At 64.1% G+C, this 14,005-nt stretch carries 9 protein-coding genes; 6 read left to right on the forward strand and 3 right to left on the reverse strand.

Annotated elements, in window-relative coordinates:
- Entirely contained in the window at positions 1-633 is a 633-nt protein-coding gene (locus tag NKI38_RS23250; RefSeq protein WP_352661177.1) for a TetR/AcrR family transcriptional regulator, read from the reverse strand.
- 384 nt (positions 634-1,017) lie between these two features.
- Between NKI38_RS23250 and NKI38_RS23255 the strand changes: the two genes are divergently transcribed.
- From NKI38_RS23255 to NKI38_RS23265, 3 genes are read left to right on the forward strand one after another with little or no spacing between them, the layout of a single operon-like run.
- Positions 1,018-1,497: a (2Fe-2S)-binding protein gene (locus NKI38_RS23255; RefSeq protein ID WP_352661182.1), complete on the forward strand. Its 480-nt coding sequence runs from the start codon at positions 1,018-1,020 to the stop codon at positions 1,495-1,497.
- On the forward strand, positions 1,494-2,477 hold the full coding sequence (locus NKI38_RS23260; RefSeq protein ID WP_352661185.1) for an FAD binding domain-containing protein: 984 nt from the start codon (positions 1,494-1,496) through the stop codon (positions 2,475-2,477). Before NKI38_RS23255 ends, NKI38_RS23260 begins: the two co-directional genes overlap by 4 nt.
- A complete protein-coding gene (locus NKI38_RS23265; protein ID WP_352661188.1) occupies positions 2,474-4,771 on the forward strand; it encodes a xanthine dehydrogenase family protein molybdopterin-binding subunit in 2,298 nt (765 codons plus the stop codon). The genes NKI38_RS23260 and NKI38_RS23265 overlap by 4 nt, the downstream gene beginning before the upstream one ends.
- 281 nt (positions 4,772-5,052) lie before the next feature.
- Here NKI38_RS23265 and NKI38_RS23270 read toward each other — a convergent pair whose 3' ends face one another.
- Positions 5,053-6,063, reverse strand: a complete 1,011-nt coding sequence (locus NKI38_RS23270) for a zinc-dependent alcohol dehydrogenase family protein (RefSeq protein ID WP_352661191.1) — start codon at positions 6,061-6,063, stop codon at positions 5,053-5,055.
- 97 nt (positions 6,064-6,160) lie between these two features.
- Between NKI38_RS23270 and NKI38_RS23275 the strand changes: the two genes are divergently transcribed.
- The gene (locus NKI38_RS23275) at positions 6,161-7,090 is read left to right on the forward strand and encodes a LysR family transcriptional regulator (protein ID WP_352661193.1); all 930 of its coding nucleotides are present in this window, start codon (positions 6,161-6,163) and stop codon (positions 7,088-7,090) included.
- A gap of 126 nt (positions 7,091-7,216) precedes the next feature.
- Here the strand turns inward: NKI38_RS23275 and NKI38_RS23280 are convergent, their stop codons facing one another.
- Positions 7,217-8,356: a helix-turn-helix transcriptional regulator gene (locus tag NKI38_RS23280; RefSeq protein ID WP_352661196.1), complete on the reverse strand. Its 1,140-nt coding sequence runs from the start codon at positions 8,354-8,356 to the stop codon at positions 7,217-7,219.
- 246 nt (positions 8,357-8,602) lie between these two features.
- On the opposite strand from NKI38_RS23280, the gene NKI38_RS23285 reads away from it, so the two are divergent.
- A complete protein-coding gene (locus NKI38_RS23285; protein ID WP_352661199.1) occupies positions 8,603-9,550 on the forward strand; it encodes an AraC family transcriptional regulator in 948 nt (315 codons plus the stop codon).
- Between the two features lie 214 nt (positions 9,551-9,764).
- Positions 9,765-14,003: an autotransporter outer membrane beta-barrel domain-containing protein gene (locus NKI38_RS23290; protein WP_352661202.1), complete on the forward strand. Its 4,239-nt coding sequence runs from the start codon at positions 9,765-9,767 to the stop codon at positions 14,001-14,003.
- Positions 14,004-14,005 lie beyond the last annotated feature (2 nt).

Consider the following 14,005-nt stretch of genomic DNA (forward strand, 5'->3'; position numbering starts at 1 on the left):
TCACCGTCCCTTTACAGCCCCAAACCGCAATCCGTCCATCAAGAGCTTGACCAGCCGGCGCGAACGGTCGCGCCACTCCGGCGTGTCCGGCGCCGAGTAGATGCCGGACAGTGCGTGCAGCACATCGGACGCGTCGACGTCGCCACGGATGGTGCCGTCGGCTACCGCCCTCTCGACCAGTTGCCGCAGGGCCTGCGAGACCCGGCCGGACGTGTCGGAGAACAGCCTCGAATTGGTGTTGAGCAGGATGCGCAGGCTGGTCGCCAGGCCGCGCTTGGTGGCGATATAATCGACGAAGCGCTGCATCCACTGTTCCAGCGCGATATCGGATTGGTGTTTTTCGGCAAGCTCCCCGGCGGCCGCGCACAGCGCCTCCACCTCGCGCCGGTAGACCACTTCGACGAGATGCTCGCGTGTCGGGAAATGCCTGTAGAGCGTGCCGATGCCAACGCCGGCCTGGCGCGCGATCTCTTCCAGCGAGGCATCGATACCGCGCTCCGCAAAGACGGATGCCGCCACCTCGACCAGCCGGTCGCGATTGCGCTGCGCATCGGCACGCAGCGGCTTTGCCTCTGGGGCCCCGTCTTCGGCGACGGTCTTGTCTTCAGCGATGGCGGGCGGCTCGGCGGCCAATTTTTTTCTCCACATCGTGTCAGGGGGCTTGAACCCAATCGGGTCAACCCCCACGTAAATAAACGGAGGCGCCTCCGATTTAGTGGAGTACCTTTATCATATAAGCAGGAAACCCCGTATGTCACGTCTTTCGAAGCCGCAAGGTCACTGGAGACTGGCGAAGGCCGCGAAGAGCGTTATCTCCCCCCTCGAGGGGGAGATGTCGCCGAAGGCGACAGAGGGGGTCGCCTCACATAGAGCGCTAACCTTCATTCGTCGCAGGAGGTTGCACCCGGTCGAACCGAACCCCTCTGCCCTGCCGGGCATCTCCCCCTCAAGGGGGGAGATTAGCCATCGCCTGCCCATTCCTTCCCATCCGCGTCAAGCAACTGGAGCCAGACGCCCATGACCAAAACCACAATCCCCGTCCATCTCGATATCAATGGCCACCATCACGAGCTGCAACTCGAGCCGCGCGTCACGCTGCTCGACGCCTTGCGCGATCGGCTCGGCCTGACCGGCACCAAGAAGGGCTGCGACCACGGCCAGTGCGGTGCCTGCACCGTGCATGTCGATGGCGAGCGCGTGCTGGCCTGCCTGACCCTGGCCGCGCAAGTCGAGGGCCGCACCGTCACCGCCATAGAGGGGCTTGCACGGGAGGGCGAAATGCATCCCGTGCAGGCTGCCTTCCTCGAACAGGACGCCTTCCAGTGCGGCTATTGCACGCCCGGCCAGATCATGTCGGCGGTGGCCTGCATCCGCGAAGGCCATGCCGGCTCGGATGACGAGATTCGCGAATACATGGCCGGCAATCTCTGCCGCTGCGGCGCTTATCCGCACATTGTCGCCGCCGTTCGCCAGGCTGCATTGGAGGTCGCATCATGAAGGATTTTTCCTATCTGCGCGCCGGCTCGGTCGATGCGGCAAGACGGGCAGCCGCCATGCCCGGTGCCATGCTGTTCGCCGGCGGCACCACGCTCATCGACCTCGCCAAATGCGGCGTCGCCGAGCCCGAGACGCTGGTCGACATCACCCATCTCACGGGGCTGAACGGCATCGAGGTGAACGAGCGCGGCGCCATCATCGGCGCGCTCGCCAGGATGAGCCACGTCGCCGACCACGACGGCATCAAGAGCCGCTTCCCAGCCGTCTCGGAAGCGCTGTGGCAGGCGGCTTCCGCACAGATCCGCAACATGGCGACCATCGGCGGCAATCTGATGCAGCGCACGCGCTGTCCTTACTTCCGCGATCCGGCGAATTTCCCCGCCTGCAACAAGCGGGAACCCGGCAGCGGCTGTTCGGCCATCGGCGGCGTCACAAGGGGCCATGCGGTACTCGGCATCAGCGAAGCCTGCATCGCCATGTATCCGGGTGACCTCGCCGTGGCGCTTGTCGCCTTCGACGCGATCGTGCATCTCGGCGATCGCCAGGTCCCGGCGGACGATTTTTTCCTGCTGCCCGGCACCACGCCGAACAGGGAACACGCGATCGAACCGGGCGAGATGATCACCGCCATCGAGATCCCCGGCTCGGCCTCTGCCCGGCGTTCGACCTATCTGAAGATCCGCGATCGGCAATCCTATGAGTTTGCCGCGGCGAGTGCCGCCGTCGGCATCGAGTTCGAGGCCGATGGGCGCACCGTCCGTGACCTGCGCGTCGCGCTTGGCGGCGTCGCGACCAAACCCTGGCGGGCGCGAGCCGTGGAGGACGCGCTGAAGGGCAAGGTGCTGGAACCAGATGCTGTCCGCGCTGCCAGCCTGCTCGCGATCGAAGGCGCCGTCGACCATGGCGCCAACCATTACAAGATTGAACTGGCGCCGCGTGTCGTCGCGCGCGCCATCCTCAAAATGGGAGAGACGGCATGACCGTTCACAACATCAGACATGGCGACGCGTCCGACGGCGCGCTGGCGCAAGCCGTCGGCGGCCGGCTGTCGCGCGTCGACGGCCCGGCCAAGGTCACCGGTGCCGCCAAATACGCCGTCGAGCAACAGCTCGAAGGCCTCGCCTATGCCGTGCTGGTCGAAAGCACGATTGCATCGGGTAAGGTGCGCTCGATCGACACCGCGGAGGCGCAGGCGGCATCTGGCGTGCTGCAAGTGCTGACGCCTGACACCATCATCAGCCTGAGGACAGCGGCGGACTGGTTCGGCACGCCGCCGCCGGACAAGCCCTATTGCCCGCTGGCGCGCGACATCACCTTTTCGGGCCAGCATGTCGCCGCTGTCGTCGCCGAGACCTTCGAGCAGGCGGTTGCGGCGGCGGCATTGGTCAAGGTCAGCTATGACGAGACGCCTTCCATCGTCGACCTCAGCGACGGCAAGGCCGGCGACGGCATCCCGATCGACGCCATGACCAAGGAATGGGGCGACGCGCAAGCCGCCTTCGCCTCGGCCCCGGTGCGCATCTGCGCCGCCTACAACACGCCGCGCGAATACCAGGCGCCGATGGAGCCGCATGGCCTGATCGCCCGCTGGGAGGGCGATCAGCTCACCGTTTGGGAGCCGAGCCAGTGGCTGGACGGCATGGCGCGCACCTATGCCGAATGGTTCGGCGTGCCGTTCGAAAATGTGCGCCTGGTCTCGCCCTATATTGGCGGCGGCTTCGGCTCCAAGGCGCTGGCGCTCAGCCATGGCGCGGTGGCGGCATGTGCCGCCAAAATGCTCGGCCGGCCAGTGCGGCTGGTGATGACACGGCCGCAGACCTTCACCGGTTACGGTGGCCGCGCGGCGACGCGCCAGACGGTGACGATCGGCGCCGACCGGCAAGGAAAAATCCAGTCGATCGTGCATCGCGGCATTAACGAGACGTCGATGGACGGCATGTGGGTCGAGCCGCTCGGATCGGTCACCTCGATCATGTACGCGACGCCGAATTTCTCCTCTAAGCAGAACGTCGTGCGGGTCAATTCAGTGGTGCCGGGCGCCATGCGCGCGCCGGGCGAAAACCCCTCTGCCTTCGGCATCGAGAGCGCCATTGACGAACTCGCCTACGAGGTCGGCATCGATCCGCTGGAAATCCGGCTGAGAAACTATGCCGAGCAGGATCCGGAAGCGAAAAAAGCCTGGTCGACCAGGCAGTTGCGCGAGGCTTTTGCCACCGGCGCGGAACGCTTTGGCTGGTCCAGGCGCACGCCCGAACCGCGCTCGATGCGCGACGGCAACCAGCTGATCGGCTGGGGCGTCGCCGCCGGCACCTATCCGGTGCGGCGCGCCTATGGCGAGGCGATCGTGCGCATCCTGGCCGACGGCTCGGTCGAGGTCGAAAGCTCCTCGATCGACATGGGCCAGGGCACCTACACCATCCTGGTGCAGACCGCCGCCGAAACGGTCGGCGTGCCGGCCGATCATGTCGTGGTGAAGCTCGGTGACTCGCGCTTTCCCCGCGCCGGCGTCGCCGGCGGGTCGCGGCTGGCCGGTGTAATGACCGGCGCTGTCCATAAGGCGGCGACCTCGGCGCTCGACCAGCTGATCGGGCTGGCGATCAGCGATCCACGCTCGCCCTTCCACGCGCTGCAGGCGAACACTTTGGTGGTCGCCAACGGCCGCATCGCGTCGCCGCGCGGCGACGGCCCCGATGTCTCGATCGCCGAGTTGCTCACAAGCGTCGGCCGCGACCACATCGAAGCCACCGGAGACACCATGCCGGCCAACTCGACGCCAGAGGATCGCTACAAGAACTACACCACCATCGCCATGGCGCTGCCGCACACCGAGGGCGACTACTCCCGCCATAGCTGGTGCGCGCACTTCATCGAGGTGCGCGTCGACGAGGATTTCGGCACGGTGCGCGTGTCGCGCGTGGTGTCGGCGCTGGATTCGGGTCGGCTCTACAACCCGAAGCTCGCCGAAAGCCAGTGGAAGGGCGGCATCATCATGGGCATCGGTCAGGCGCTGCTCGAAGAAGGCATCGTCGACCGCCGCCATGGCCGCATTGTCAATAACAACCTCGCCGATTACCTGGTGCCGACCAATGCCGACATTCCCGACATCGAGGTGATCTCGGTCGGCGTCCCCGACCTGCACTCCTCGGTGCTCGGCGGCAAGGGCGTGGGTGAACTGGCGATCGTCGGCGTCGCCCCCGCGATCGCCAACGCGGTGTTTCATGCGACGGGCAAACGGGTTCGGGATTTGCCGATCACGCTGGAGAAGCTGATCTGAGGGTGAGAGCGTGATCTCCCTCTTGTGGGCAGGGCTATCGCATATGGATTCTTGCGAAGAAGACCCCCACCCTAACCCTCCCCACAAGGGGGAGGGAACGCTGCCGCGTGCCTTTATTTCTTCTTTGGCGCCGAAAGACAGCGATTCGCCTAGGTCAGCGGCAACGGAAGTCTCCCTCCCCCTTGTGGGGAGGGGTTAGGGGTGGGGGTCCGTGCCGCGCAGACATCTCAGGAGTTCCATATGCGATAGCCCTGCCCTTGCGGGGGAGATTATCCGCTTCCCTACCACTCCAACCCGAACACTAGCTTGCCGAAGTGCAGGCCGCCGGCGGCCATGTGTGTGTAGGCTTCGACCGCTTCGTTCTGCGAAAACACCTTGTCGACGACCGGCTCGATCCTGGCCGCACCGATGGCGCGGGCGGCGTCGCGAAGGTCGGACACCGATCCGGTGTTGTTGCCGACCACCTTCAATGCCTTGATGATGATCGGCAGCAGGTTGATGGTGGCCTCGGCGCCGGTGACGAAGCCGATAGTGAACAGCGTTCCGCCAGGCGCGGTGGCGTTGACGGCGCGGGCGAAGGTGGCGGTGCCGCCGGTCTCGACGACAAGGTCGGCGCCGAGGCCGCCGGTCAGTTCCAGCACCTTGCCGTCCCAGTCGGGCGTCGCGCGATAGTTGATGAGATGATCGGCGCCCAGTGCCTTCGCCCGCTCCAGCTTCTCGTCCGACGACGAGGTGATGACGACGGTGGCGCCGGCGGCTTTCGCAAGCTGCAAAGTGAAAATCGAGACGCCGCCGGTGCCGAGCAGCACGACGACCGAGCCCGGCCCGACATCGGCGGCACGGATGGCGTTCCAGGCGGTGGTGCCGGCGATCGGCAGCGTCGACGCCGCCTCGAAGGAGAGATGCGCCGGCATCGGCACGACCGAATTGCCCGGCAGCGCGACATATTCGGCCAGCGACCCCGGCAGCGAGACGCCGCGCATCTGCGTCATCTCGTAAGGCCGCGGCCGGCCACCGATCCAGCGTGGCTTGGCATGGACGATGACGCGATCGCCGACGGCGAATCCCGTAGCCCCCTCGCCCAGCGCGGCGATCTCGCCGGCGCCGTCGGCGACTGGGACGAGCGGAAAGCTCGGTCCGGGATAATTGCCGCTCGCCACCGCGACATCGACAAAGTTGAGGCTCGCCGCACGCTGGCGGATCAGCACCTCGCCGCGCTGCGGTTCGGGGGTGGCAATGGTGGCGGCGCGGAAGGCGTCCAGCCTGGGTTGGCTCAGTTCGATGGCTTTCATGGTTTCACTCCGGTGGGACGATTGATGGGTTGAGTGAAGCTATCTGATGCGATATGTCTGGATAATCCTAGCTTTTCACATTTCAGTACTGTGATTTATGCAGCAATCCTACGAGTCGATGACCCTTGCCGAAATGGCGGCCTTCGCGGCCATCGCCGAGGCGCGTTCCTTCACCAGGGCGGCGGCGCGTGTCGGGCGCGACGCGACCATCTTGTCGCGGCGCCTGCAATCGCTGGAGGAGCGGCTGGGCGTCAGGCTGCTCCGTCGCACGACGCGCAGCGTATCGCTGACCGAAGCGGGCGCCGAATTCTTGGTGCGGGTGCGCGCCATCCTCGCCTCCGTGGACGAGGCCGAGGCTGCCGCGTCGGCGCATGCCGGCGGCGGCCCGCGCGGTCTGCTCAGGTTGGCGCTGCCAGGCACGTTCGGGCGCATGTGGATCGGGCCGCTGCTGCCTCAATTCCTTGCCGAATTTCCCGATGTCCGCATCGAAGCCGAATTCTCCAACCGTTTCGCCGATCTGGTCGCCGAGAATTTCGACGTCGCCGTGCGGCTCGGCGCGCTGGAGGATTCGCGCCTGGTGGCGCGCAAGGTGGCGACGCGGCGGCGGCTGCTCTGCGCCGCCCCCTCCTATCTCGCCCGAAGGGGCAGGCCGGAGACACCGCGGGCACTGCTCGAACATTCCTGCCTGGGCTTCAGCGGTTTCCAGACCTTTCCCGCCTGGGAGATGACCGACCGCGAGGGCCGGAGCGTGCGCGTCGAGGTCTCCGGGCCGTTGGTCACCGATGATGCCGAGGTGCTGGTCGAGGCCGCCGTGCAAGGCGTCGGCCTGATGATGAGCACCGACTGGCTGGTCGGCCGCGAGCTCGCCGACGGACGGTTGGTGCCAATCCTGGAGGACTGGACGCTGGCCGACGAAGGCGCGATCTATGTCGTCACGCCCTCAACCAAGGGACAAGCCGCCAAGACCCGCGCCTTCGCCGACTGGATCGGCAAGCGCTTCGCGCCGGAGCCGCCGTGGCGGGGCTGAGGGCTGCCAAAGTGATTGGCCGGCAGGCAGAGAAGCGCACTGTCCCGTGCAGGCACAGTATCCTTGCCGCACCTTCAGAATACATGTGAAGGGCAAAGTCCGGAGACTCGTCGATATCAGCGCCCTTCACTGAGCTGCCAGCGGCGTGCCTATATCCGAGACGAGTTTGACGAGATCGGCTTGGCGTCTCGTGCCGGTTTTGGCGAAGATGCGGTTGAGGTGGGTCTTCAAGGTGTTTTCACCGATACCGAGCGCCAGCGCGCTCTTCGACGCGGACAATCCGCTGCCGATGCGCAGCAGGACCCGCGCCTCCGCGGGCGTAAGATCGAAGAGAGTGGCGAGAACGGCTTCCGGGAGTGGAGAAGAAGACGTCGTGGTCGAAACGAAGACGGCGGCACAGGCGGGCCGGAAAGCCGCGCGAGCGGTTCCTTCGGTCAACGGCAATATGTAGGCGACGGCGGGCGGCTGACCCGGGGCAGAAATGGGCAGGCCTATACCGCGGGAGCCAAGCGAGGCATCCGCGCTCGCGGCACTGGCGATTGCATCCAGCAGGGCGCGGGCCACCGCCGAATTCTGCACCTGGAGCAGGCCATTCCTGGAAAGAATGGGACCTTGCAGCGAAAACATCCGTTCGGCAGCCCCATTGGCATGGAGGATTGCCCCGTTGGCGCCGGTAAGAACGACAGGCACGGCGAGATGATCGAGCACCTGGCGATAAAGATTGGCGGTCACGCGGGCCTGATCGAGCAGATCTCCAATCAAGGACGCACGGCGCAGGTGCGGCGAGAGCAATGCCAGGAAGCGCTGTTCTTCAGCTGATATGATTCCTCTGTCGGCCCGCGTGGTGCAGCCCATGAGCCCGATCCGGTCCGGCGTATGGACGAATTTGGTGATGCAGGCTTCGCGCAATCCCTGCGGTTTGGCCCAATTCTGGAAAAATGGCGTCTGCTGGAGGTCGGCTTCGCTCATATGCGACAGCGTCGCAACGGGCGTGTCGATGTCGCCGACAACCGCGGCCTTCAGCCCGGGAATTGCGTCAAAGTCATAATCCTCCTGGAGCACGCGCATCTGCACGGGATCCCAGGGCGATTGGGCCGCGAAGCGGCCATGATTTCCGGCAGTGCTGGCAAGCGCGATGGTCGTGTAGGCTGCGTCGACCGCCTCTGTGATCCGGGTCATTACCCCGGCCCAGCCGTCGGGGTTCAAAACGCAATCGTAGATATCGCCAATGATCGAAGAAAGGACTTCGCCGCTCAGTCTCTCCACCACGCCTCCATTTCACGTGCCCACTTCCATGGATGGCGGGCGGCGCCTCGTTGTCAAAAGGCCGATCTCACTTGAAGGATTTTGCGGCGTCATACTTTCGGGTGACGCCATGCGATGTTATACTTGGTTATGGGTTCAATTCAATCAGTTGAACGCCAGATGATTAACCGTCCTGGACTAGAAGACATTTCGTTCGATATTCTTTGAAGTTGTGGTCACCGGGGGGTTCCATTGTCGCGAAAGACGGTGTTTTCATCGACTCAACTGCCGTCGCATCTCAGTGACCGCGATCGATTTTCCCTCTGGCAAGATATCCATGTCGCGGAAATATGGTCGGTCGAATACGGCATATCGGAAAACCTGCCTTTCCAAGCCGCGATCGAAGCCACGGCTGTCGGATCACTGGTTCTCGGCCAGATGTCGGGAACGATCAAGCATGCGACGAGGAAGGCAAGCAATATCGCCGATGACGGCAACGACGGTTATCTCCTACTGATCAACAAATCCGACACGCTGCTGACCGGGGCACAGGTTGGCCGCGACTATGGTGTCGGACAGGGAGAAGCGGTCCTCGTCACGGCATCGGAGGCGCTGAAAATGAACGGTTCCGACAGCAATGTTTGGACAAACGTTGTGGTCCCGCGCGCTGTCCTGACACAGGCCTTCCCGCAGATCGATGACAGGCTCGCGTTGAAGATCGGCGCCGAGAACGAAGCTCTCGATTTTCTCAAGCGTTATTGCCAACTCCTTGAAACCGGCCGCCCTCTCGTCTCGCCCGATCTGATCGCCCACGCGACGGAAACGATCGTCGATTTGATCGGCCTGGTGACAGGCGCCAAAGGCGAGCCTGCCGAATTGGCGGGCTTGCGCGGGTTGCCGGCGGCCAGGCTGCAGGCGGTGCTGGCAAAGATTGCCGAGAATTTTTCCAACCCCGGCATCTCGGCGCAGGGCGTCGCGCAAGAACTCGGCTTGTCGGCGCGCTATGTTCACGATCTCCTGCAGGAGACGGGTATCAGCTTTTCCGAGCGCGTTCTCGAACTGCGCCTGCAGACCGCCCACAAAATGCTTTCGCAGAGACAGAATAGCGAGATGCGCGTCAGCGAAATTGCCATGATCAGCGGCTTCAGCGACGTGTCGTATTTCAACCGCTGCTTTCGCCGCCGCTTCGGTTACACGCCAACGAGCGCCAGGTAGAATCCGGATACCGGAAACACGACCCGATTTCCGATTCCCTCACTGTTAAAAGCCGAGATCCCGCGAGATCGATGGCGCCAAACTGCCACAGTGCAGGGAAAAAGCACGGCACCTCGCTCCAGTCCAATTCCAGTGCGGTCCTGCCCAAGACAACAACCGGGCTCCGGTGACATGTCGGCCCTAGGCTGAAATGACTGCCATGTCAGGGGATTGAATGCTGCAGAATATATTTGGATGCCGCAAGGCAAAGGCGTTGAAGTATCTGGCGCTGACGTCGACCGCTCTGGTCGGTCTTGGCCAGCCAATCGCCGCCAAAGCAGCCGATTTCTGGTTCGGCACCACCTCCACGGATTGGTTTACCGCCGGAAACTGGAGCGCTGGGTCGGTCCCGACGGCGGCCGATATTGTATATATCAGCACAACGATACCGAATCCGACTGTTATCAACGCTGGCAGTGCTTTTGCGGACGATATTTACCTTGGCTTTACAGGTTCTTCGGACGGCAGCCTTGTCATTTCGAGCGGTACGTTGACGACCGACCGAGCATTCTTATCCTGGGGGGATAACTCGACTTCTGATGGCACCGTAACAGGTGCCGGTTCCTCGTGGACCAGCGGCAGTCTGGTGGTTGGTAGTTTCGGGCTGGCTACGCTCGATATCCTCAATGGCGGTGTCGTGACGGATGTTGTGGGTATTGTTGCCGGCGGCAGCAACGCTCAAGGCGTCGTAAAGATCGATGGCGCCGGCTCGACGTGGCTTAACACTGATGGCCTCACGGTCGGCAGTTCCGGCGTTGGCGCGCTGACGGTTTCCAACGGCGGCAAGGTCAGCAGCGACAGCGCCTATATTGGCCGATATTCAGGTTCGACCGGTTCGGTGACGATCGATGATGCGGCCTGGACAAACATTGGAGCGCTCTATGTCGGCTATGATGGCGACGGCGAGCTGGTAATCATCAACGGCGGCGCAGTCAGCAACGACGCGGCCTATGTTGGCAAATCGGCGGGCTCGACCGGCATGGCGTTTGTCGGCGGCGCAGGTTCGACCTGGACCAACAGCGGAAATTTGTCCGTCGGCCTCGACGGGACAGGCACGTTGATGATCTCGAGCAGCGGAAAGGTCAGCAATGCTTCGGGTTATGTTGGCGCCTTGGCGGGTTCGATCGGCAAGGTGTTCGTCGACAACTCGACCTGGACAAACAGCGGATCGCTGAGTGTCGGCGATTTCGGCACCGGCATTCTGGCGATCAGCCACGGCGGCGGCGTCAGCTCCAGCGGGGGGGCTATTGGCGCGAATGCCGGCTCGACCGGCACCGTGTTCGTCGAAAATGCCGGCTCGACCTGGACCAACAGTTCCAACCTGGCTGTCGGCGATTTCGGCACCGGCACTCTGGCGATCAGCAACGGCGGCGCTGTCAGCAACGACAGGGCCTATGTCGGCAAGTCGGCGGGCTCGACCGGCATCGTGATCGTCGCCGACTCGACTTGGACAAACAGCGGATCGCTGATCGTCGGCGATTTCGGCAAGGGCGCTCTGCAGATCATCCAAGGCGGCGCTGTCAGCAACAGCTGGGGGGCTATTGGCGCGAAGGCAGGCTCGACCGGCATGGTGTCAGTCGACGGTGCCGGCTCAACCTGGACCAACAGCTCCAACCTGGGTGTCGGCGATCTCGGCAACGGCACTTTATCGATCACCAACGGCGGTGTTGTCAGCAATGACTGGGGCTATATCAGCAATACGGTGGGTTCGACCGGCGCGGTGGCTGTCGACGGTACCGGATCGAAGTGGACGAATAACGGCAATCTCTACGTCGGCCGTGCCAGCAAGGGCGCGCTGACAGTCTCGAATGGCGGCAACGTCAGCAATGACTCGGGCTACCTTGGCTACGAAGCCGGCTCGATCGGTACTGCGGAGATCAACAGCGCGGGCTCCTGGATGAACAACGGAAATCTCGTTGTTGGCTACGGCGGCAGCGGCACGCTGACGATTTCAAACGGCGGCGCTGTCAGCAACGCCAGTGGCTATGTCGCGCTCGAAATCGGTTCGGAAGGCGAGGTCTCGGTCGATGGACAGGGTTCGACCTGGACGAATTCCGGCGACCTGCTCGTCGGCTTCAAGGGCGCCAGTACGCTCCAGATCACCAATGGCGGCTTCGTCGCCAACCAGGCCGCGAGCCTTGGCGAATTCGATACAGCCACGGCGACCGTGACGGTAGACGGGCCCGGATCCTCCTGGAGCACCGATGATCTTCTTGCTGTCGGCGGCAGCGGTCACGCGACACTTTCCATTTCCAACGAAGGTTCGGCGGACGCCGATCACGTCTTTGTCGGCCAGTCAGCAACGGCCACAGGTGCAGTTGCCGTCGACGGCATGGGCTCGAAATGGACCAACAAGAACGGCATGTTGCTCGGTGGTCTCGGAAGCGGCACTCTTGCCGTCACCAATGGCGGCATCGCCTCCGGCGGCCTCACCGCCATGGCGATCGGTGCCGATGCCACGGGCCAGGCAACGGTCGACGGCCCGACTTCGCTGTGGGAGATGCACGGCGAGCTGGTGATCGGTGTCAGCGGCACGGCTTCGGTGACGCTCTCCAACGACGGCACCGCTCTGGTGGACTTGGCTACCGTGATCGCCAGCCAGGCCGGCTCGACCGGCACGCTTAACATCGGCGGCGCGGCAGGCGCCGCGGCGACGGGCGCCGGTGTCCTCGGCTCGGCCACGTTGCAGTTCGGCCTCGGCACCGGTGCGCTCAATTTCAACCATACCAATACAAATTATGCGTTCGATGCCGGCATCAGCGGACTGGGCACGATCAACCAGATCGCCGGCAACACCAACCTGACCGCCGATTCGAGCGGCTTCACCGGCGCGACCAATGTGAGCGGCGGACGGCTGGCCGTGAACGGTTCGCTGGCCAACTCGCTGGTGACGATCACGGGCGGCACGCTGGGCGGCAACGGCACGGTGGGCGGCATCGTGGCGCAGTCGGGCGGCATCATCGCGCCAGGCAATTCGATCGGCACGCTCAATGTCGCGGGCAATCTCGACCAGGCGGCGGGCTCGATCTACCAGGTCGAACTGAACTCGACCGGCCAGTCCGATCTCATCCACGCGACGGGCACGGCGACGATCGCCGCCGGCGCGGTCCTTGATGTGATCAAGACGGACGCCGCACCTTACGTGGCGGGCACACATTACACGGTGCTGCAGGCCGACATGGGCGTTACCGGCACCTATACGATCAGCGGGCTAGGACCGTTCACCGGACTCTCCGCCAGTTACGACCCGACGCATGTCTATCTCGATGCGGTGCAGGCAAAGTCCTTCGCACAGGTCGGCCTGACGCCCAACCAGATCGCCACCGGCACCGGCGCCGAAGGCCTTGGCAGTGGCAATCCGCTGTTTGATGCTATCTTTGCTTTGCCGAGCGAAGCCGCCGCACAAGATGCCTTCGACCAGCTGTCGGGCGAGATCCATGCCTCGGCCAAGGGCATGCTGCTGGAAGACAGCCGTTTCATCCGCGACGCCGCCACCAGCCGCATCCGCGCCGCCTTCGGTGATGTTGGCGCAGCCGCATTGCCCGTCATGGCATATGGCGAGGGCGGCCCGGAAATGGTCGCCGCCGACACCGACCGTTTCGCCGTTTGGGGCCAGGCTTTTGGTTCCTGGGGCAATACGGACTCCGACGGCAACGCCGCCGCCTTCGACCGCTCGACCGGCGGCCTGCTGGCCGGCGCCGACACCCAACTCGGCAGCTGGCGCGTCGGCCTGATCGGCGGTTACAGCCATTCGAACCTTGATGCCGACGATCGCAACTCCAGCGGCGACGCCGACAGCTATCATCTCGGCCTCTATGGCGGCACCAACTGGGGCGCCATCGCTTTCCGCACCGGCGCCGCCTACAGCTGGAACAGCCTCTCGACCAAACGCGCCGTCGCTTTCAACGGTTTCGCCGACGCGCTGTCGGCCGACTACGATGCCGGCACCGCGCAGGTCTTCGGCGAGCTCGCTTACAAGGCCGATGCCGGACAATTCAAGTTCGAGCCCTTCGCCAACCTCGCCTATGTCAGCGTGCACACCGATGGCTTCAGCGAAACGGGCGGTGCTGCCGCGCTGACCAGTGCCGGCTCGACCACCGATGCCACCTTCACCACGCTAGGCCTGCGCGGCTCGACGGATTTTGCGCTCGGCGGTGTGAATGCCACCGCGCGCGGCATGCTCGGCTGGCGCCATGCCTTCGGTGATGTCATGCCAAGCTCGACCTTTGCCTTTGCCGGCGGCGATCTCTTCACCATCGCCGGCGTGCCGATCGCCAGGGACGCGGCCCTTGTCGAAGCTGGGCTCGACCTGCATCTCGCTGCCAATGCCACGCTCGGCCTGTCCTATGCCGGGCAATTCGGCGGCGGCGGCATCGATCAGGGCGCCAAGGTCGATCTCGGTATCAAGTTCTGACG

This window comes from Mesorhizobium sp. M0621, assembly GCF_040320745.1.
Lineage (GTDB): Bacteria > Pseudomonadota > Alphaproteobacteria > Rhizobiales > Rhizobiaceae > Mesorhizobium.

Coding starts and splice junctions, on each gene's coding strand:
- NKI38_RS23255 (WP_352661182.1), top strand. CDS start 1,018: ATGACCAAAACCACAATCCCCGTCCATCTCGATATCAATGGCCACCAT.
- NKI38_RS23260 (WP_352661185.1), top strand. CDS start 1,494: ATGAAGGATTTTTCCTATCTGCGCGCCGGCTCGGTCGATGCGGCAAGA.
- NKI38_RS23265 (WP_352661188.1), top strand. CDS start 2,474: ATGACCGTTCACAACATCAGACATGGCGACGCGTCCGACGGCGCGCTG.
- NKI38_RS23270 (WP_352661191.1), bottom strand. CDS start 6,063: ATGAAAGCCATCGAACTGAGCCAACCCAGGCTGGACGCCTTCCGCGCC.
- NKI38_RS23275 (WP_352661193.1), top strand. CDS start 6,161: ATGCAGCAATCCTACGAGTCGATGACCCTTGCCGAAATGGCGGCCTTC.
- NKI38_RS23290 (WP_352661202.1), top strand. CDS start 9,765: ATGCTGCAGAATATATTTGGATGCCGCAAGGCAAAGGCGTTGAAGTAT.